The organism is Serratia sp. TSA_198.1, assembly GCF_052686505.1.
This window is the reverse complement of record NZ_JBQZFP010000006.1, coordinates 282,815-303,505: the sequence shown is the minus strand read 5'-3', so window position 1 is coordinate 303,505 and position 20,691 is coordinate 282,815. Positions and strand designations below refer to the sequence as shown.

19 protein-coding genes and 1 pseudogene are annotated in these 20,691 nt (G+C 57.4%); 10 read left to right on the top strand and 10 right to left on the bottom strand.

Going from position 1 to position 20,691, the window contains the following annotated elements:
• Positions 1-117 (top strand): annotated as a pseudogene (locus ACUTSW_RS21550) (transketolase-like TK C-terminal-containing protein); the annotation flags it as partial.
• A gap of 72 nt (positions 118-189) precedes the next feature.
• Here ACUTSW_RS21550 and nudK read toward each other — a convergent pair.
• The 6 genes from nudK to napF all read right to left on the bottom strand — a co-directional run bounded on the left by nudK (position 190) and on the right by napF (position 5,260).
• Positions 190-765, bottom strand: a complete 576-nt coding sequence (nudK, locus tag ACUTSW_RS21545; RefSeq protein ID WP_006327138.1) for a GDP-mannose pyrophosphatase NudK — start codon at positions 763-765, stop codon at positions 190-192.
• A gap of 130 nt (positions 766-895) precedes the next feature.
• Positions 896-1,513 (bottom strand): cytochrome c-type protein NapC, encoded by a 618-nt coding sequence (gene napC / locus ACUTSW_RS21540; protein ID WP_037433454.1) that lies wholly within the window; start codon positions 1,511-1,513, stop codon positions 896-898.
• 11 nt (positions 1,514-1,524) lie between these two features.
• A complete protein-coding gene (napB, locus tag ACUTSW_RS21535; protein WP_445585313.1) occupies positions 1,525-1,974 on the bottom strand; it encodes a nitrate reductase cytochrome c-type subunit in 450 nt (149 codons plus the stop codon).
• Between the two features lie 52 nt (positions 1,975-2,026).
• Entirely contained in the window at positions 2,027-4,513 is a 2,487-nt protein-coding gene (napA, locus tag ACUTSW_RS21530; RefSeq protein WP_445585312.1) for a nitrate reductase catalytic subunit NapA, read from the bottom strand.
• Positions 4,510-4,773, bottom strand: coding sequence for a chaperone NapD (gene napD / locus ACUTSW_RS21525; RefSeq protein WP_020453913.1), 264 nt, complete (start codon positions 4,771-4,773; stop codon positions 4,510-4,512). Before napD ends, napA begins: the two co-directional genes overlap by 4 nt.
• The gene (napF, locus tag ACUTSW_RS21520; protein ID WP_063197247.1) at positions 4,766-5,260 is read right to left on the bottom strand and encodes a ferredoxin-type protein NapF; all 495 of its coding nucleotides are present in this window, start codon (positions 5,258-5,260) and stop codon (positions 4,766-4,768) included. Before napF ends, napD begins: the two co-directional genes overlap by 8 nt.
• A gap of 360 nt (positions 5,261-5,620) precedes the next feature.
• Here napF and narQ point away from each other — a divergent pair, with 360 nt between their 5' ends.
• Positions 5,621-7,303 (top strand): nitrate/nitrite two-component system sensor histidine kinase NarQ, encoded by a 1,683-nt coding sequence (narQ, locus tag ACUTSW_RS21515; RefSeq protein ID WP_445585311.1) that lies wholly within the window; start codon positions 5,621-5,623, stop codon positions 7,301-7,303.
• A 151-nt stretch (positions 7,304-7,454) separates the two neighbouring features.
• The gene (gene narL, locus ACUTSW_RS21510; RefSeq protein ID WP_445585310.1) at positions 7,455-8,087 is read left to right on the top strand and encodes a two-component system response regulator NarL; all 633 of its coding nucleotides are present in this window, start codon (positions 7,455-7,457) and stop codon (positions 8,085-8,087) included.
• 27 nt (positions 8,088-8,114) lie between these two features.
• Here the strand turns inward: narL and ACUTSW_RS21505 are convergent, their stop codons facing one another.
• Positions 8,115-8,393 carry a winged helix-turn-helix domain-containing protein gene (locus ACUTSW_RS21505; protein WP_062868212.1) on the bottom strand — a complete coding sequence of 93 codons (279 nt, stop codon included), beginning with the start codon at positions 8,391-8,393 and terminating at the stop codon, positions 8,115-8,117.
• 281 nt (positions 8,394-8,674) lie between these two features.
• Between ACUTSW_RS21505 and acrD the strand changes: the two genes are divergently transcribed.
• Positions 8,675-11,809: a multidrug efflux RND transporter permease AcrD gene (acrD, locus tag ACUTSW_RS21500; protein ID WP_445585309.1), complete on the top strand. Its 3,135-nt coding sequence runs from the start codon at positions 8,675-8,677 to the stop codon at positions 11,807-11,809.
• Between the two features lie 242 nt (positions 11,810-12,051).
• Here the strand turns inward: acrD and ypfM are convergent, their stop codons facing one another.
• Together ypfM and ACUTSW_RS21490 are read right to left on the bottom strand one after the other, a co-directional pair.
• Complete coding sequence (gene ypfM / locus ACUTSW_RS21495) at positions 12,052-12,111, bottom strand: protein YpfM (RefSeq protein ID WP_100396732.1); 60 nt, start codon at positions 12,109-12,111, stop codon at positions 12,052-12,054.
• 261 nt (positions 12,112-12,372) lie between these two features.
• Complete coding sequence (locus ACUTSW_RS21490; RefSeq protein ID WP_445585308.1) at positions 12,373-14,412, bottom strand: TonB-dependent receptor domain-containing protein; 2,040 nt, start codon at positions 14,410-14,412, stop codon at positions 12,373-12,375.
• Positions 14,413-14,805: 393 nt separating this feature from the next.
• On the opposite strand from ACUTSW_RS21490, the gene yncE reads away from it, so the two are divergent.
• The 6 genes from yncE (at position 14,806) to ACUTSW_RS21460 (ending at position 20,077) form a co-directional block, all read left to right on the top strand.
• Positions 14,806-15,876: a 7-bladed beta-propeller protein YncE gene (yncE, locus tag ACUTSW_RS21485; protein ID WP_445585307.1), complete on the top strand. Its 1,071-nt coding sequence runs from the start codon at positions 14,806-14,808 to the stop codon at positions 15,874-15,876.
• 9 nt (positions 15,877-15,885) lie between these two features.
• Complete coding sequence (locus tag ACUTSW_RS21480; protein ID WP_445585306.1) at positions 15,886-18,057, top strand: TonB-dependent siderophore receptor; 2,172 nt, start codon at positions 15,886-15,888, stop codon at positions 18,055-18,057.
• A 133-nt stretch (positions 18,058-18,190) separates the two neighbouring features.
• Positions 18,191-18,670: a tetratricopeptide repeat protein gene (locus tag ACUTSW_RS21475; RefSeq protein WP_013814043.1), complete on the top strand. Its 480-nt coding sequence runs from the start codon at positions 18,191-18,193 to the stop codon at positions 18,668-18,670.
• Between the two features lie 9 nt (positions 18,671-18,679).
• Positions 18,680-19,111 (top strand): GNAT family N-acetyltransferase, encoded by a 432-nt coding sequence (locus tag ACUTSW_RS21470; RefSeq protein ID WP_004951801.1) that lies wholly within the window; start codon positions 18,680-18,682, stop codon positions 19,109-19,111.
• A 17-nt stretch (positions 19,112-19,128) separates the two neighbouring features.
• Complete coding sequence (locus ACUTSW_RS21465) at positions 19,129-19,449, top strand: isochorismate lyase (protein WP_445585305.1); 321 nt, start codon at positions 19,129-19,131, stop codon at positions 19,447-19,449.
• A gap of 22 nt (positions 19,450-19,471) precedes the next feature.
• Positions 19,472-20,077 (top strand): GNAT family N-acetyltransferase, encoded by a 606-nt coding sequence (locus ACUTSW_RS21460; protein WP_073440503.1) that lies wholly within the window; start codon positions 19,472-19,474, stop codon positions 20,075-20,077.
• Positions 20,078-20,093: 16 nt separating this feature from the next.
• Here the strand turns inward: ACUTSW_RS21460 and ACUTSW_RS21455 are convergent, their stop codons facing one another.
• Complete coding sequence (locus tag ACUTSW_RS21455) at positions 20,094-20,519, bottom strand: GNAT family N-acetyltransferase (protein WP_445585319.1); 426 nt, start codon at positions 20,517-20,519, stop codon at positions 20,094-20,096.
• Between the last annotated feature and the right edge of the window lie 172 nt (positions 20,520-20,691).

Sequence of the window (20,691 nt, the reverse complement as noted above, 5' to 3'; positions counted from 1 at the left end):
GGCGCTATCGTGGGCATGACCAGCTTTGGCGAGTCGGCCCCGGCAGACCAGCTGTTCAAAGAGTTCGGTTTCACCGTGGACAACGTGGTGGCCAAGGCGCAGGCGTTGCTGAAGTAAGTCACGGCAGGGGCGGCGCAGGCCGCGCCCTGAACATGACAACGCCAGGCCCGGCAAATATGCCGGGCTTTTTTATGCCATAATTCGGTGAATTTGCAGGTATTGCAGCAGCATAATGGTTTTGCCGTCTTTGATCCTGCCGTCGGCGATCATCGCCACCGCCTCGGTGAACGGCAGCTCCACCACTTCGATATCTTCGTCTTCGATACCACCGCCGGCAGCGCGGCGCTCATCGTCATGGTATTCGGCGATAAAGAAATGCACGATCTCGGTCACGCCGCCCGGCGACATGTAGGCCTCGAAAATCTTCTTCACGTCACCGACCTGAAAACCGGTTTCCTCCACCGCTTCACGGCGCGCGCACTGCTCCGGGGAGTCGGCGTCCAGCAGGCCGGCGCAGGCTTCCAGCAGCATGCCGCTGTCGTTGCCGTTGACGTAGGTCGGCATGCGGAACTGATTGGTCAGCACCACCGTACCCTTGGCGCGGTTATACAACAAAATGGTGGCGCCATTGCCGCGATCGTACACCTCGCGCATCTGCTGAACGGAACCGCCATCCTTGCGCTTCAAATCAAAGGTGTACTTGTGCAGCACATACCAGTTATTCGACAGCAGCTCTTTTTTCACATTCTCAATTTTCGCCGACATGAACCCTTCTTCTTTTCCGTTAGCTGGATCGCAAAAATGATACCGCGATTGAGTCCTCAAGCGACAACGGATTTGCAACAAAAAACCCCGCGGCTCCGGGAGAGCGGCGGGGCTATGGGTCTTGAAGAGTTTAAAACCCGTTGGGAACGTCGCGCATATCCGGCAACTTGTGGGCAATGCCCTTATGGCAATCGATACAGGTTTTGCCTTCGGTTACCGCCTTGTCATGCATCTTCGCCGCCACGGTTTTCTGCGCGGTGAAGTCCATATACTCGAAGTTATGGCAGTTACGGCACTCCTGCGAATCGTTGGCCTTCATCCGCGCCCATTCGTTGCTGGCCATCGCCAATCGGTGCTGGTCAAACTTCTGCGGCGTATCGATCAGGCCGAATGCCTTGGCGTACAGTTCCTTGCTGGCCTTCAGTTTGCGCAGCATTTTCGGTGCCCACTCGTGCGGCACGTGGCAATCCGGGCAGGTGGCGCGTACGCCGCTGCGGTTGTTGTAATGCACCGTGCCCATGTATTCCTCATACACGTTTTCGCGCATTTCGTGACAACCGATACAAAACTGCTCGGTATTCGCCGCTTCCATGCCGGTATTAAAACCGCCCCAGAAGATAATCCCGGCACCAAAACCCAGCAACAACAACGTGCCCAGGGCCAGGCGGCTGGGCCTGCGCCACCAGCGCCACAGCCGCAGCAACGGGCCGGCTTTTTTTTCGGTCGGGGTGTGATCAGGTTCTGCCATAAGGCCTCCGTTTAGCGCCCAAAGCCCGGCATGGGCTGGAAATCATTGCCGACAATCGGCGCCGCATCGGTTTGCGGCACGTGGCACTGCAGGCAGAAATAACGGCGCGGCGCAACGTCGCTCAGTACCCGGCCATCACGATCCATAAAGTGCGTCGGGCTGATACGCGGCGCGCCGGTGGTGCGGTAATGCTCCACCCCGTGGCACTGCAGGCAGCGGTTGGTGTTTTTGCTGACCTGATAACCGTCCACGCTATGCGGGATCATCGGCGGTTGATTGACATAGTTCAGCGCCATCCGTTCCTGCTGTTTAGGCGTGGAGATTGGCCCGACGGCGGTGGCGGACACCTCCGGCGACTGGCTGAGATCGACATCGCCGGCGGCAAAGGCCAGGCCGGCAAACGCCAGCGACAACGCCGCTGCCCACAGGGCAAGCGTCTTTTTCACGACAGGGCTTTTCATTTTTATTTGGCTCTCGGGTAATAAAATGGGTGTTGAACGCACCTGGGCGCACTCACGCCTTCTCCAGCTTCACCGCGCATTTCTTGAAATCGACCTCTTTCGATAGCGGATCGGTGGCGTCCAGCGTCAGGGTGTTCACCAACTGCGCGGCATCAAAGAACGGCATATACACCAACCCACGCGGCGGACGATTGCGGCCACGGGTTTCGACCGTGCTGATCACCTCGCCACGGCGCGACAACACTTTGACTTTGTCGCCACGGCGCAGATTACGGCTCTTGGCATCCAGGGGATGGATAAACAGCACCGCCTCCGGGAAGGCGCGATGCAGCTCCGGCACCCGCCGGGTCATAGAACCGGTATGCCAGTGTTCCAGCACCCGACCGGTAGACAACCAAAGGTCGTATTCGCCATCCGGGCTTTCCGCCGCCGGTTCAAACGGCAGCGCGAAGATCACCGCCTTGCCGTCCGGTTTGCCGTAGAAACGCACCGCTTCCCCCGCTTTGACATAAGGATCGGTACCTTCGCGGTAGCGCCACAGCGTCTCTTTGCCGTCGACCACCGGCCAACGCAGGCCGCGCGCCTGATGGTACATATCGAACGCCGCCAGATCGTGGCCGTGGCCACGGCCAAAGCCGGCATATTCTTCGAACAACCCTTTTTGCAGATAGAAGCCAAAGGCGCGCGCTTCATCGTTGAGCTGGTCCGCCGGGATTTCCGTCAGCGGGTATTTATTCACCTCACCGTTGGCGAACAGGACGTCGTACAGCGTTTTGCCCCGGTATTGCGGGTTTTGTTCCAGCAGTTGCGCCGGCCACACCTCTTCCACCGTGAAACGCTTGGCGAACTCCACCAGTTGCCACAGATCGGATTTGGCCTCGCCCGGCGCTTTCACCTGCTGGCGCCAGAACTGGGTGCGGCGCTCCGCGTTGCCGTAAGCGCCCTCTTTCTCCACCCACATGGCGGTCGGCAGGATCAGGTCGGCGGCCAGGGCGCTGACGGTCGGATAGGGATCCGACACCACCACAAAGTTGCGCGGATCGCGCCAACCCGGCATCCGTTCCTCATTGATGTTCGGCCCGGCCTGCATGTTGTTGTTGCACATCACCCAGTAAGCGTTCAGCTTGCCGTCTTTCAGCGCACGGTCCTGCGCTACCGCATGCAGCCCGACTTTTGCCGGAAGGGTACCGGCCGGCAACTGCCATTTCTGCTCGGCTGTCTGACGGTGTTTTTCGTTGGTGACCACCATGTCGGCCGGCAGACGGTGGGCAAAGGTGCCTACCTCGCGCGCGGTGCCGCAAGCGGAAGGCTGGCCGGTCAACGAGAACGGCCCACAGCCTGGTTTGGCGATCTTGCCGGTCAACAGGTGCAGGTTGTAGCACAGGTTATTGGCCCAGACGCCGCGCGTATGCTGGTTGAAGCCCATGGTCCAGTACGACACCACCTTGATGTTCGGATCGGCATACAGCTTCGCCAGCGCTTCCAGTTGGTCTTCCGGCACGCCGCTCATTTTGGCGACTTTTTCCAGCGTGTATTCCGCCACGAAAGCCTTGTACTCGTCGAAACTCATAGGTTCGGAGGCATCCGAACCTGGATTTTTCGCCTTTTTTTCCAGCGGGTGGGTCGGGCGCAGGCCGTAACCGATATCCGTCGCCCCCCGGCGGAAGTTGACGTGTCGATTGAGGAAATCCTGATCTACCGCGTTGTTTTGAATGATGTAGTTGGCGATGTAGTTCATGATCGCCAGATCGGTCTGCGGCGTGAACACCATGCCGTTATCCGCCAGTTCGAAGCTGCGGTGCTCATACGTCGACAGCACCGACACGTTGACCTTCTCGTTGCTCAAACGGCGATCGGTAATGCGCGACCACAGGATCGGGTGCATTTCCGCCATGTTGGAGCCCCACAGCACGAAGGCGTCAGCCTGCTCGATATCGTCATAGCAGCCCATCGGCTCGTCCATGCCGAAGGTGCGCATGAAGCCCACCACCGCCGAAGCCATGCAATGGCGGGCGTTCGGATCCAGGTTATTGGTGCGCAACCCGGCTTTGAACAGTTTGGCGGCGGCATAGCCTTCCCACACCGTCCACTGGCCGGAGCCGAACATACCCACAGCGTCGGGCCCCTTCTCCTTCAAAGCCTGTTTGAATTTTTCGGCCATGATGTCGAAAGCCTGTTCCCAACTGATCGGGGTAAACTCGCCTTCTTTATGGTACTGGCCGGCTTTCATGCGCAGCAGCGGCTGGGTCAGACGATCTTTGCCGTACATGATTTTCGGCAGGAAATAGCCTTTGATGCAGCTCAACCCACGGTTGACCGCCGCATCCGGATCCCCCTGCGAGGCGACGATGCGGCCATTTTGGGTGCCGACCAGCACACCGCAGCCGGTGCCGCAGAAGCGACAGGGCGCCTTGTCCCATTTGATCGCATCCGCGCTGCCCGCCACCGCCTGTGCTACCGTTGGAATAGTCAGCCCGGCCGCCGCCGCAGCGGCCACCGCGGCGTTAGCCTTCATGAAGTCTCGACGACTGAGTTTCATGGCGTTACCTCACCTTGCAAGTCCTGCTGGTGATAAACCAGCGATACCGCCAGCACGCCGTCCAGATTGCGCACTGACTCAATTTTTTCCAGCAGCGCCTGGGAGCAAGCCGCCTGCATCACGACCACCAGCTTGCCCTGCGGGCGATCCTGCACCGGGATTTCCGTGTCCGTGATCGCCAGCAGCGCCGTGACAAGCCGCGGAATGTTTTCCGGCCGGGCCTGTACCACCAGCCCGCTTACGTGCCATTCGTTATTCATTGTTTTCGCTCCGGATTAGGGTGACGGCATTCGCCGGGCAGCCGGCGACACAGGCGCCGCAGCCGTTGCAGGCCGTCGTATCCAGCATCGGCTGCGCCATCTCGCCCAGCCGCGGACGAAAGCGGATCGCCTGCGGCTCGCAACTGTCCTGGCAACTGCGGCATTCAACGCCCCTGCGCGCCAGGCAATCGGCGCCAAACGCCGCATATTGCCGCCAAGGGGTTTCCGCCAGCGGGCGAAACAGCGGCGCTTCGCAGGCCTGCGCGCAACGCCCGCAAAACGTGCATTCCGCCCGCTGGAAATCAATCTCGGGAAAGCCGCCGCTGCCGCCGATCAGCACGCCGCTTTCACAGGCGCGAATGCAGGCCTGGCAGCGGGTGCAACCGGCAATGAAAAGGGATTCCTGATGCGACCACGGGGGGCGGATCGCCGCCGAAGAGAGACGCCATTGTCCGCCGAGCAGCCTGCGCCGCGACAATACGGTCATGCTGTTTATCCTTGAGGTTGCAAACATGCCCACACGCCAGTTTGCGGGCAGCGGCTATAGCCTATGGATTTAAAACCCTGAAAAATACGGGGGTAACATAAGAGGAGTCCGAGGGGTATATAATCACTCTTTAGGGGTAAATGCGGGGGTAGCTTGCGCCAGATCAATCTATTACTGTGCTTAAGGGTAGTTAGCCGCCCTCTTTTCGCTGATTCGCTATCTATTTAATTATACAACGCGCGTTTTTTCCGTTGCTTACATCTTGAGATAAAACCCGGCGAATTTTAGTTGCAAAACTTATAATTTTGCTTTCGAATGAAACCTGACGATGCGCATCGCCCGTGAGAAAAGGATCCGTGATTGCTTGTTAAACGTTCAGTGACCGGCAGCCTGGCCAAGGCGCTGTTTTGCATCGTTATTTTGTCCGTGATCTCCACCGGGCTGGCGTTGACCACCGTCGCCGGCAGCCTGCGTGACGCCGAAGCGATAAATATCGCCGGTTCGCTGCGTATGCAGAGTTATCGGTTGGCTTACGATCTCACCCGGCAGGCTACGGGGCTGGATCAGCATCTGCAGCAATATCAACAATCCCTGCAAGCCCCGGCGCTGCAAAAGCTGGATCGTTTTTACGTGCCTGCCGACGTCCGTGAGAAATACCTGTCGCTGCAGCAAACCTGGCAGCGGCTGGCGCGGCAGATCCAGGCCGGGCAGTCGGCAGACTATCAGGCCAACGTCGCCGGTTACGTTAACCAGATTGACCATTTCGTTTTAGCGCTGCAACGCTATTCCGAACTCAAGCTGGCCATAGTGGCGACCATCAGCGTGGTGGGTTATATCGCCATTATCGGGCTGGTGCTGTTTTGCATCCGCTTTATGCGCCGCCAGGTCGTGGCGCCGCTGAAACACCTGGTGGATGCCAGCCAGCGCGTGCAACAGCGAGATTTTCACCACCCGCAGTTGGATATTGCGCTGCCGAACGAGTTGGGCGTGCTGTCGCAGGCCTTTGCCGCCATGTCGGACGATCTGGCCAAGCTGTATCAGTCTCTTGAGTTAAAGGTTCAGGAGAAAACCCAGCGTTTGCAACAGGCGAACGAGACGCTCGAAGTACTCTATAACTGCTCACAGGCGCTAAGCGTGCGGCAAATTGGCCGGAAGGCCTTTGAGCAGGTCCTGCACATCGTGCGCCAGAGCGAGCAGTTGCTCTGCATCCGGCTGAACGTGGCGGACAGCCTCAGCGAATGGCAACTGACCAGCGGCACGCCGTCGCCAACGCAGGCCTGGCAGCGGCTTACCATCGTTCAGGACGGCAAGCCGCTGGGGGAACTGTGCTGGCAGCACCAGGATCAACCGCCGCATCCGCATTTGATGCAAAGCGTGGCTAACATGCTGAGCCGCGGCGTTTATTTCAATCGTGCGCAGAAACGGCACATGCAGTTTTTGCTGATGGAAGAGCGTGCCACCATCGCCCGCGAGCTGCACGATTCATTGGCCCAGGCGCTGTCGTTTTTGCGCATTCAATTAACGTTGCTGAAACGCACGCTGGTGGGCGGTTCACCGCAGGCGCAGGAGATCATTAACGATTTTGACCGCGCGCTGGCCGACGCCTACCGCCAGTTGCGCGAGTTGCTGACCACCTTCCGCCTGAACATTCAGGAGGCCGATTTGAACGCCGCGTTGCACCAATTGCTGGCGCCATTAAAGATTCTAACCGGCGCGCGGATTCAGTTACACTGTCGGCTTTCCTCCCAGGCGCTCGATGCCCAACAACAGGTACATGCGCTGCAGATTGTGCGGGAAGCGGTGGTCAACGCCATCAAACATGCCGATGCGCGGGAGATAGTGATCCGTTGCGAGGTCACCACGAGCGGTGATAATGCCATCAGCATTGTTGACGACGGCTGCGGCATCGCCAGCCTGAGCGAGCCGGAAGGCCATTATGGGTTGAGCATCATGAGCGAACGCGCCGCGCGGCTGGGAGGCACGCTGCTCATCCAGCGAGGTGAACCCAAGGGCACGGAAGTCCGGTTGACTTTTCCGCCATAAATCGGGGCCATTCGTCCCCCGTTACGTTTTAGGCGGGGATGAAGGCTATTTCAGGACGTTGATTGCCACTATTTTATAAGAGTCTGTCCCACTGTGAAGCACGCTGCACAGCGTGTTTGAGTGGCTTTACTCGCTACAGGGAGCATATGTCATGGTGATGAAGAATTACCGAGTATTGATCGTCGACGACCATCCTCTGATGCGCCGCGGCATCAAACAGCTGCTGGGGCTGGACCCGTGGTTTACCGTGGTGGCCGAAGCCAGCGACGGCAACGAGGCCATTGCCCTCGCGTTGCAGCACACGCCGGACGTGATCCTGCTCGATCTGAATATGAAAGGGCTGTCCGGCCTGGACACGTTGAAAGCGCTGCGCAATGAGGCCGTCGATGCGCGCATCATCGTGCTGACGGTGTCCGATTCGCGTAGCGACGTCTATGCGCTGATCGACGCCGGCGCCGACGGTTATCTGCTGAAAGACAGTGAGCCGGAACAGCTGCTGGAACATATTCGCGCGGCGGCGGAAGGCCAGAACGTGATCAGCGATGCGGTGGCGGACTATCTGTCATCCCGCGGCGAACAGCACGATCCCTTCGCCGAACTGACCGAACGCGAGCTGGACGTCTTGCAGGAAGTGGCGCGCGGTATGTCCAACAAACAGGTGGCGGCACAACTGCACATTTCCGAAGAAACGGTGAAAGTGCATATCCGCAACATGCTGCGCAAACTGGACGTCCGTTCACGCGTGGCGGCGACGGTGATGTATCTGGAACACAAAAGTCAATGATGCTTCCCCCGGCATGCCGGGGAAAGTTTACTCGATGGCGGCCAGCAGCGTCTGATGATGCTGGTGGATCCAGCTCTTGTTGAGTGGCCCCCAGTTTTCCAACTGGTAAAAACCGTCGTTATTGCGCACGCCTTGCTGCACAAACTGCAACTCCACCCCCAGGCCAGGCAAGGCTTTCAGCACGTCTTGCAGAGTACGGCGCGGCCAGCCGGTCACTTCCATCAGACGCGGGACGTTCGGCCGCTCACTGTGACTGATCAGCCAACACAGATAAAGGCGTCGGGCAAATACCGGGTTAATTTCCATGCCAAGCTCCTGCTTTGCGGTAAGTCCTGATTGTTTTCCGGGAACCTTGATCGGCCAGGCCCTTGATAGTCATAAAATTGTCTTAATGATGCTTTTCACTGTCGCCGGGACGTCATTGCCGGTTTCTACTACTGTTATTTACATTATCTCCTTTTTTTCTCCACGCTTTACTCCTCCTTCGCGAGTAAAGTGCAGTAACGCCGGAATCCTTCCCAGCCGCTGGTAAACGCAATCCAGATGCGTCTTAAAGATAGAACAAGTCATAACGAGGTTCGCGCTGCATGGCCAATTTTTTTATTGATCGCCCGATTTTCGCCTGGGTTTTGGCAATTATTCTTTGCCTGACCGGCGCTTTGGCGATCTTTTCCCTACCCGTTGAACAGTATCCGGACCTCGCGCCGCCGAACGTTCGCATTAGCGCCACTTACCCTGGTGCCTCAGCGCAAACGCTGGAAAATACCGTTACCCAGATTATCGAACAGAACATGACCGGCCTGGACAACATGATGTACATGTCGTCGCAGAGCACCAACACCGGGCGAGCCACGGTGACGCTGACCTTTGAGGCCGGCACCGATCCCAACGAGGCGATGCAGCAGGTGCAAAACCAGTTGCAGGCGGCGATTAAACGGCTGCCGCAGGCGGTGCAAACTCAGGGCGTGACGGTATCAAAATCCGGTGATACCACGCTGATGATGGTGGCGTTCGTCTCGACCGACGGCAGCATGGACAAACAGGATATCGCCGATTATCTGGTGTCCAATCTGCAAGATCCGCTCAGCCGCATCAACGGCGTGGGCAGCATGGACGTTTACGGTTCGCAGTACGCCATGCGCATCTGGCTCGATCCCAACAAGCTGACCAGTTACCAGCTCACTACTGAGGACGTGGTAGCTGCCATCAAGTCCCAGAATGCCCAGGTGGCGGTCGGCCAGCTCGGTGGCACGCCGTCCGTCGACAAGCAGGCGCTTAACGCCACCATTAACGCCCAGTCGCAACTGCAAACGCCGGAACAGTTCAAGCAAATCACCCTGCGGGTCAATCAGGACGGTTCGCTGGTGACGCTGGGCGACGTCTCAACCATCGAGCTGGGCGGCGAAAACTATGACTTCCTCAGCCGTTATAACGGCATGCAGGCCGCCGGCATGAACATCAAGCTGGCTTCCGGCGCCAACGAGCTGCAGACCGACCAGTTGGTGAAGGACAAAATCGCCGAGCTGTCGCAGTATTTCCCGCACGGGCTGGAGGCGAAGGTCGCCTATGAAACCACCCCGTTCGTTAAGGCCTCCATCAAAGACGTGGTGAAAACCCTGCTGGAAGCCATTGTGCTGGTGTTCCTGGTGATGTACCTGTTCTTGCAGAACTTCCGCGCTACGCTGATCCCCACTATCGCCGTGCCGGTCGTATTGCTGGGCACCTTCGCCATTCTTTCCGCCTTCGGATTCAGCATCAACACCCTGACCATGTTCGCCATGGTGCTGGCGATCGGCCTGCTGGTGGATGACGCCATCGTGGTGGTGGAGAACGTCGAGCGGGTGATGAGCGAAGAAGGCCTGCCGCCGCGCGAGGCCACGCGTAAATCCATGGGGCAGATCCAGGGCGCGCTGGTCGGGATCGCCATGGTGTTGTCGGCGGTGTTTATCCCGATGGCGTTCTTCGGCGGCACCACCGGCGCGATTTATCGCCAGTTCTCGATCACCATCGTGTCCTCCATGGTGCTGTCAGTATTGGTGGCGATGATCCTGACCCCTGCCCTGTGCGCCACGCTGCTCAAGCCGCTCGCCAAGGGCCATCACCACGGCAAGCGCGGCTTCTTCGGCTGGTTCAACCGCATGTTCAATCGCAATGCCGATCGCTACGAGCGTGGCGTGGCGCGCGTGCTGCATTTCAGCTTGCGCTATATGGCGATTTATCTGCTGCTGCTCGCCGGCATGGCGCTGCTGTTCATCAAGCTACCGAGCTCGTTTCTGCCGCAGGAAGACCGCGGGGTATTCACCGTACAGGTGCAATTGCCGCCGGGTTCTACCCTGCAACAGACCGCCAAAGTGGTGGAAAAAGTCGAGCACTACTTCCTGACCAAAGAAAAGCAGGATGTGCTGTCGGTATTCTCCACCATCGGTGCCGGGCCGGGCGGCAACGGGCAGAACGTGGCGCGCATGTTTATCCGTTTGAAAGACTGGGATCTGCGCACTTCCGGCGCCAATACCTCTTTCGATATCATCGAACGCGCCACCCATGCGTTCAGCAAGATTAACGAGGCGCGGGTGATTGCCAGCAGCCCACCGGCGATTACCGGCCTGGGCAACTCCGCCGGCTTCGATATGGAGTTGGAAGACCACGCCGGGCTGGGCCACGCCAAGCTGATGGCGGCGCGCGACCAACTGCTGCAACTGGCGGGGGACAACCCGCTGCTGGCTCGCGTTCGCCATAACGGCCTGGACGACAGCCCGCAGTTGCAAATCAATATTGATCAACGCAAGGCGCAAGCGCTCGGCGTGGCTGTCGATGACATCAACAACACGCTGTCCACCGCCTGGGGCTCGACCTATGTCAACGACTTTGTCGATCGCGGCCGGGTGAAAAAGGTGTACGTGCAAGCCGCCGCGCCGTTCCGCATGCTGCCTGGCGATATCGACAAATGGTATGTGCGCAACAGCGCAGGCGGCATGGTGCCGTTCTCGGCCTTCTCGACCTCACATTGGGAATATGGCTCCCCGCGCCTGGAGCGTTACAACGGCAGCTCGGCGGTGGAGATCGTCGGCGAGGCGGCGGAAGGCGTCAGCACCGGCACCGCCATGGCCGAAATGGAGAAAATCGTCAGCCAACTGCCGACCGGCTTCGGCCTGGAATGGACCGCCATGTCCTATCAGGAACGGCTCTCCGGCTCACAGGCGCCTGCGCTGTACGCTCTCTCGTTGCTGATTGTGTTCCTGTGTCTGGCTGCGCTGTACGAGAGTTGGTCGATTCCGTTCTCGGTGATGCTGGTGGTGCCGCTCGGGGTGATTGGCGCCGTCGCCGCGACCTGGCTGCGCGGGCTGGAGAATGACGTTTACTTCCAGGTTGGGTTGCTGACCATCATCGGGTTGTCGGCGAAGAACGCCATTCTGATCGTCGAATTCGCCAACGAGCTGAATCACAAAGGGCAGGATTTGCTGTCCGCCACGCTGGAAGCCTCACGCATGCGCCTGCGGCCGATTTTGATGACCTCGCTGGCCTTTATCTTCGGCGTATTGCCGATGACCATCAGCAGCGGTGCCGGCTCCGGCAGCCAGCATGCGGTCGGCACCGGAGTCATGGGCGGCATGATATCCGCCACCCTGCTGGCGATCTTCTTCGTGCCGCTGTTCTTTGTGCTGGTGCGGCGCCGCTTCCCGGGTAAACCCTTGCCGGCGTCAAACGCGGAAAACGCGGAATAGCAGGCATAAAAAAGCAGCATCGGCAAACCGATGCTGCTTTATCTTGAACGAGAATGTCGCTCCCAAGGTGTTTCAAATACCGACAAATAAACCATACCCTATACCCTATGAATTTCACGTTGCGGCTAGGCGGCCAGCTTGCTCATCTCCAGGCGCTTACTCCGGTAAGTAACTGGGGTGAGCCAGTGCAGCCAACAACGCTGCAATTTGAAATGCGACGGGTATTCAGTTTCAACGCAGTGTCAGTTACCCAACATCTCATCGATGAAGTCCTTCCAGTTTCCTAACTCACGATCAACCATAATACTTTACAACCTCAATTATTAGACGAAGCGAATTCTACGCCTGTTTTTTGAGCAAGTGAAGCCTTTCGGGAACGATGCCGGCCACGGAAACCGGGGTTGGCGCACATTTTCGTATTAATCCTACCCAAGGGCATTTCGGCATATTCCCCGTTGCGATAAGCGTCATCGCTACCACGTGCAGAAAGCATAAAAGCCGGTGCTGCGCCGCAAAATACCGGCCGCTGCCGGCAAGCGGCCGGGTAAATCGCTCAAAAACGTTTAGAAATCCACGCGCAAGCCAAGGTTGTAGCGGCGTCCTTCAAGCTGCGGATATTCGCCCCAACTGGTGGTGCGCTTAGGTGCGGTATCGAAAATGTTATACACGCCGGCCATCACCTGAGTGTGCTTGTCCAGGCGGTAAATGACCCCGGCGTCCAGCAGAGCATAAGCGCCATAACGGGTATGGTCGCCGGTATCCTCGTTGCGGCTGCGATAATTGACTTTGGACCACAGGTCCAGCGCCGAAGCCGCCGCCCACTTAACGGATAAGTTGGCCATGTGTTTCGGGAAGTCGTTCAGCGCATAACCCTTATTGACGCCGTTTTTCTGCTCGCTTTTGTTGAAGGTGTAGTTGGCGTTGAAGTTCAGCCGATCCGTGGCCTGCCAATCCGCATTGAGCTCCACGCCGTAGACATTGGCCTTGCCGATATTGAAATATTTATCAATGGATTCAGCGCTGTAACCGTTAACCACGCAAGGGGCATTCTCGCTCGCCTCGCAGATATTGACTTCAGCAATCTTGTCCTTGAAGTCGGTATAAAATACCGTGCCGTCCAAAGACAGATCGCGGTTGTTATTCCAGTACAACCCCAGTTCGGTATTCAGGCTGGTTTCTGGCTTCAGTTCGCTGTTGCCTACCGACAGGTAAGGGTAAGGCGGGTTGCTGCCGCGCGGGGTGATGAATTGATCCGAATTTTCCCGCAGCGACGGTTTTTTATAGCCGGAAGAGACCCCGCCCTTGAGCGCCCAGGTTTCGTCCAGCATCCAGTTGCCGTAAAGTTTCGGGCTGATGTGAGTGCCGAAATAGTTATCTCGATCCATGCGCGCCGAGGTGGTCAGCGAGAAGTCATCGATGTTCCATTGCCCTTCGGCGAACAACGCCCAACTGTCACGCGAAATTTTCGTCACTGGGTCGATCCCCGGCGCCCGTTTGTTGTCGGCGTAGAAGTCGTCATTGAGCGTTTCGCGGCTGTAGTTGCCGCCGAGAGTCAGGTTGTGCTCGCCGAGGCTCAGCTTGGCCTGGCTGTTCAGAACGTAATTCTCGGTCTGAATATGCTGCGGCGCCAGTTGGGCGCTGTGGTAGGTAGATTCGCCTTTCTCATACTGGAAATAGCTGGTGGTGGCGACGGTATCTTCCGCATACCAGCCCGAGTGGGTCAGGCTGAGTGCGTCGCGATCGAAGTCCCATCCCCACGGCGTGCCACCGCCTTTGGCCGAGCGACTGCGCTTTTTCTCCCCTTTGGCGAGGTTCAGGTCGAACAGGTTGGTTTCGTTGGCGGCAAAGCCCAGCGTCATGTCGAGGGACTTTTTGTTGTTCTTGCTGAAAGCGTTGGGTTTTTCATCTTCGCGACGATCGAGGTAATCCGCCGAAAGGTTGAGTCCCAGCACGTCAGGCACCAGTGGCCCCATCAGGAACAGGTTGGCCTGCTGGGTATTGCCGAAATCCTGATGTTGCTGCAGGAAACTGTTACCGGCAATGGATCCTATCCATTCCCGCACGCCAAACGGCTTTTTGGTGATCACGTTGACCACGCCGCCAATGGAGTCGGAGCCATACAACGAGGACATCGGGCCGCGGATCACCTCAATGCGTTCAATGGCGGCCAAGGGCGGCAAAAAGCCGGCTTCGGTGCCGATATTCTGGCCATACGGGCGCGACTCGCCGGTATTTTGCTTGATGCTGTTCACCATGAACGAGGTGTAACTCGAGTCCATGCCGCGGATCATGATATCCCCTGACACCTCGCTGCCGGCACCGCTGCTGACGAACACCCCGGAGACATCCTGCACCGCTTCGGCGACATCGCGGCTGTTTTGCTTTTCGAAAGATTTTTTATCGATAACCGAGATACTGGCGGGCGCATATTTCTTGTTCTGTTTGAACCCGGAGGCCGTAACCACCAGTTGGTCTTCCTGCGAAGCGCTGTTTTCCTTCTCGGCCCCCTCTTCCTGCGCGTAAACCTGAGGCGCGCCCATCAATGCCAAAGCAATGACCGTCGCGATGCTGGAGCGTTTTCCCATGGATTGTTGATAAATCATCACTGTTCCTAATCGAGCCTGTTTCCGGTTGGTGTTGTAGCTCACAGAGCGCCCAATGCGGCAAACGTAGAGCGCGGGCACGGCCTTGGCAGCCACTGCGCACGGCGCTGTACCCGCTTCTGAATGTTGTATTTTTATTTACAGTTCTTAACAAAAGCCGGGCGAATATAGCGGATATCTGCCCGCAATAAAAACGAAATGAAAATCATTACAATGAATAAACAAGCAGAAAAAAGGCGTAACAAACAGAACAAAAAATTCGATCATTTAAATAAAAATGTTTTATTTCAATAAGTAAAACAAAATCAGATCAATGATTAATTAAATGATATTGATATTAATTATCAATATCATTAGCATCAACAAATCGTAAATTGATGTAAAGGAATGTCTATGTCCATGCACCTGGTCGCCCCCACCAAAGGTTTCTCTCTCAGCGCCCTGACGTCTGCCCTGCTGCTGTTGTCTTGCTCAACGCTGGCTGCCGAACTGCCCGAAAGCCATTTTCAGACCAAACCGGTAGGATATGGCCTGTACGAACTGGCTTTTGACGGCGAAAACAACACCCTGTTTGCCGCCTCTACGCCTTCATTCGCCAAAGGGAAAAACACCGGTATCGTCTATCGGGTCAACCCGGCCACACTGGCCACCGACGCCAATATTCAGACCCAGCGCCGCGCCTTCGCCACCGCGTTGGATGAACAGCGGCATCTGCTGTATATCGGCAATACCGTGGACGGATCGGTGACGGTGATCGACACCCAGACAGGCAAAGAACTCGCCACCATTCAGCTCGATGAAAGCGTAAAAGAAGACCAGTTCACGCCAACGCGCGAGATGGTGCTCGACAAGAAAAACCAGCGTTTGTATGTCTCCGGCACCGCGAAAAAAGGCGTGTTGTGGGTTATCGATACCGCCAATCGGAAGAAAATCGCCACCCTGAGCAACATGGGCGAATACCCGACCGGCATGGCGCTGGACAGCGAACGTGGCCGTCTCTACTGCGTCAACGGCGGTGGCGAACTGATCACCCTGGACACCGCCAGCCACAAAATCCTGAAACGCGTGGTAGTTGAACCCGCCAAGAAACACTTCTTCCTCAACATCAGTCTGGACAGCAAAACCGGCCGCGCTTTCATCACCGATCCCGATCTGCCGAAGGTGCTGGTTGTTGATGTGAATAGCGGGAAAATCCTGCACCAGATTGACGTGATCAATTCCCTGGCGGTGTTGTTCAACCCTGCCCGCAATGAGATCTACATCAGCCACCGTGAAGCCAAGCGCATCAGCATCGTTGACAGCAACAGCTACCAGGTGAAAAACAGCATCACTACCACCGCCTTGCCCAATAGCCTCGCGCTGTCCGCAGACGGCAATACGCTCTTCGCCAGCATCAAGCAGTCCAAGGAAGAGATGGAGAAGAAGCAGGACTATCTGATTAAGATCAACCTTGGCGGACTGTGAGACCTATCCATGGCCAGTTTTATGATTCGCCTTTCCGGGGGAGCGCTGCTGTGCCTCCCGGTCATGGTTGCACAAGCGGCGGGTACCGAGCAGACCGCCCGCACTCAGAAAGAAGATACCCTTGAGGTGGTCGCCTCGCCCTTTAGCGATGACGGCAGCACCGAGAACACCGGCTCCTATACCACCAAACAGATGACCACGGCGACCGGGTTGCCGCTGAGCATCAAGGATACGCCGCAGTCGGTTTCGGTGATAACTCGCCAGCAAATGGACGATCTCAACGCGACGTCGCTGAAGGAAATCCTGCGCTGGTCCACCGGGGTCAGCGAAAGCAATTACGATAGCGAACGCTCCTCGTTCAACTACCGTGGTTTCAGCGTTGATAACTACCAATACGATGGCGTCCCCACCTTCTTTGACTCCGGCTATTCCGGCGGGGAATCGGAGATTGACGCAATCACGCTGGATCACGTGGAGATTGTCAGGGGCGCTGCGGGTTTGCTGAACGGCGTCGGTAATCCGGGTGCCGCCATCAACCTGGTCAGAAAGAAAGCCTCCAGCCTTTCACCTTTTGCCCGAGCCGAACTTTCCGCCGGTTCCTGGGACCGCTACCGGACCACGGTTGATGTCGGGACGCCGCTCAATGACGAAGGCACCGTCAGAGTGCGTATCGCCGCTGCCGGCGAACGCGGCCGCTCCTTTATGGAACGGCATCAGGAGCGCAAAGGCACCGTCTATGGCACGCTGGAGGCCGATCTGAGCAGCAATACCCTGCTGCGCCTGGGGGCTGATTATCAGCAAAACAGGCCGAAAGCCTCCACCTGGGGCGGCGCGTTGCCGACCGGCTGGTTCAGCGACGGCAGTGAAATTAACTGGGATCGGCACTATAACGGCGCCTCTGACTGGTCGAGTTGGGATACCACCCTGACCACTCAGTTCGCCACGCTGGAACATGAGTTCGATAACGACTGGAAAGGCGTGCTCAACTATACCCACAGCCGCCAGGCTTTCGATGCCAAAATGGCGATGAGCCTCGGCGGGCTGATCGATCCGGCAACCTGGGCGGTGCAACCTGCAAACCCTTATGCCGGGCGCTATGAAGGCTACCGGGATCAACACGCGATAGACATGAAGTTGAACGGTGACTTCACCCTGCTGGGCCGCAGCCACACATTTGTGGTAGGCAACTCCTCTGCCTGGCAGCACAGCTACAGCACCTATCGCAGCGCCACCTACTCGCAGCAGTTCAGCGGCAGCCTGCGGGATTGGAACGGTGGCCAGGGCGAGCCTGAATGGTCGGATAAAATGCCGCAAATGGATTATCGCACGCGGCAAATCGGCATTTACAGCAGCGCCGACTTCTCGCTGACGGACCGGCTGGATCTGGTGCTCGGCGCCCGTTTCAACAGCTTTAAAAACACCACGACCACCACCGCCAACAAGGTCACTCCGTTCGTGGGAACCGTCTATAAGCTGACCGAACAGGTCTCCGCCTATGCCAGTTACACCGACATATTCAAGGATCAAAACCTGCTCGACAGCAGCGGCCACTACCTGGCGCCGATTGAAGGGGTGAATAAAGAGGTGGGTATCAAGGCCGCGCTGCTGGATGACCGGCTCAACGTTTCGCTGTCGGCGTTCCGCATCACGCAGGACAATCTCGGGGTGCAGGACGAGAGCGCCAGCGATCCGAACTCGCTGCAACAGACCTATCATGAGAGCCAGGGCGCGACCAGCAAAGGGGTCGAGTTCGAACTGAGCGGTGAGCTGGCGCAGGGCTGGAACGCCCAGCTCGGCATCACCCATTTCTCACTGAAAGACAAGGACAAGGTTAATCTCAACACCGAGCAACCGCGCACCCGCATCAACCTGTTCACCACCTATCAGCTGACGGGCGTTCTGCGCGATCTGACGCTGGGCGGCGGCGCACGTTGGCAGAGCGGCATTTACGCCAACGTCACCGGGGCCAACAACGGCGAGTTTGTGGACCGTAAGGCCGAGCAAAGATCTTATGTCCTGTTCGATGCGATGGCGCGTTACAAACTCACCCCGCAGACCTCGGTGCAGCTTAACCTGAACAACGTCTTTGACGAGAAATACTACTCGCAGGTGAATTTCTACAGCACCCGCAACTATGGCGATCCGCGTAATCTGATGCTGACGCTGAAGCACGAGTTCTGACCCTCCCGCAATAAAAAACCGGCCCCGGATAACGGGGCCGGCCACGCTCTAATGCCTATATTTCTTGTAGGATGAATTCTTCCGTAGTAGCGTGCCAAGGGGAGAAAACCCTCCACTTTTCTGAGGCCATAACATGTCCCCTACGCTGACTATCGAACAATTGAAACAGCTGGGCCGCTATCAGGAAGCGACCGAACTGGCACAGCAACAGTTGCTGCAAAAACCGGAAGAAGCCGCGCTGCACTACCAATTGGCCTGCCTGTATGACGTGCAGGGATTTGAGCAGCAGGCGATCCCCTGCTACCTCTCCGCGCTGGCTCGCACTCTGCCGGCGGCGCAGCGGCAGGAGGCCTGGCTTGGTCTGGGCAGCACCTACCGCGCACTCGGGCTGTATCAGCAATCGCTGGCCGCCTTTGACAATGGGCTGGCCGAATTCCCGCAGGCCAAGGAGCTCACCCTGTTTCGCGCCATGACGCTGTACAACCTGGGGGAAACCAAACAGGCGGTGGCCGATCTGTTGCTGCTGTTGGCGGAAACCTCCTCGTATCGCGACATCAGCAGCTATCAGCGCGCTATCCGTCAATACGCCGCCGATCTGGATCGCATCGGCTAGGAGAGAAGCATGGAGATGGTGACCGACCCAAACCGCTATCGCATCGACTGGTCGCAGTTGGCCGCGTTGTTGGCCGCCGCCGGGCTGGGCCAGCGCGATCCGCATCAATTACAGCGCGTTTATCAGCACAGCCAGTTTTGCTATTGGGGTTACCTCGACGGCGAACTGGTGGCCACCGCCCACGCCATCAGTGACATGACCTCGGTGGCTTACCTCGCCGACGTGGCTATCCACCCTCACTATCAGGGCCGCGGTCTGGGCAGGCTGCTGATGGATCGGGTCATGCAGGATTTGGCGCCGCTCGGTAAAGTGTTTATCTATTCGGTGCCCGACAAACTGGAATTCTATAAAAAGTACCACTTCCGCGAGCTGACTACCGGCATGGTCTATGCCGAAGGCCCGGCGTTGGATCGCCTGCAACAAAATGGCTATGTGCGGTAAAACAAGGGAAACCCAGAGTGATTATTGAGAACAAACTTTCTCCGCAAGACTGTGCGGGCATGGGCGATATCCGCGCGGAAATCGACATGCTGGACGAACACATCATTAAATTGATCGCCCAGCGCTTTTCCTACGTGAAGGCCGCTGCCAAATTCAAAACCAGCCCCGATGCGGTACGAGCCAAAGAGCGCTTCGAAGCCATGCTGCAACAACGAAGAGTCTGGGCCGATGAGCAGGGCTTAAGCCCGGAAGTGATAGAAAAAATGTATCGCGACCTGGTCAATTATTTTATTGGCGAAGAGATGAAACACTGGTCGCGTGAAAACGGCGAAAAGTGAACACAAGGGGAAATAGAGGCAAATGTCCGACTCATCCTGGCTTATCGAAACCGAGCTGAAAAGCAAAACCGTCAGCCTGATCCCGCTGCGTAAAGAACATGCGGCGGCGCTGGTGGAGGCGGCCGCTGATGGGCGCCTCTGGGAACTTTGGTTTACTTCGGCACCCAACGAAAACACCGTCGATGATTATGTCGGTTTCGCCCTGAGCGAACAGGTCGCCGGGCGGGCGTTGCCGTTTGTCGTGGTGCATAACGACACGCAAAAGATTGTCGGCACCACCCGCATTTGCAATGCCGATGGGCACAACCGCCGCGTTGAAATTGGCTATACCTGGTACGCCAAAAGCCATCAGCGAACCGCCGTCAACACCGAGTGCAAACGCCTGCTGCTCGGCTATGCGTTCGAAACGCTGGCGGTGATTGCCGTTGAATTTCGCACCCACTGGCACAATCACGCATCGAGAACGGCTATCGCGCGTTTGGGCGCCAAGCAAGATGGCGTACTGAGAAACCACCAGAAAAATGCGGATGGCAGCTATCGCGATACGGTGGTTTTCTCGATCATCGACCATGAATGGCCAATGGTTAAAAAAAGTCTGGAGTATAAATTACGCCAGACCAGAGAGTGATTGCCGCGGGTCAAAGTTATAAGGTCTTCGACATAAAAATTCGGCTGGTGCCTGCCGGTAGGCAAGGCACTTCGCCAAAGCGCGTCCAACCGTTCAGTTCATAAAACCTCGGTGCCTGGAAGCTGATGGTGTACAGCACCGCGGAAACGCACCCCCTGCGGCGCCCTTCCAGCTCGAAGCGGCGCAGCAGTTCGCTGCCCAGGCCAGCCCCCCGCATTGATTCAGGCAGGTAAAACAAATCCACAAACAGCAAGCCCAGCGAAGATCGCCCGGTAATGCCGCCAAGCACCTCACCGCTGATCGGGTCTTTCACCGTCACCGCCAGCGGACGACGATCGCTGCTGCCGGTCACCTCATCGTTATACTGATTCAGCCCTTCCGCGATCAGCGCTTCTATTTTATCGACGGCGTACTCGCTGGTTTCGATACGGTATTTTTCCACATTACTCTCTCCGATAGGATGGCAGGCTGCCGCATTCAGATTAGCAAACATTCGCCGCACTGAATGCGGCCCGAATTTTTTCACCCTTTCCCTGGTTTTCGGACCATTGGACGGTGGAACTCCCCGCCATTTTTCGGCATGCTGGGCGCTGGTTTTCATTTTACCGCCACGG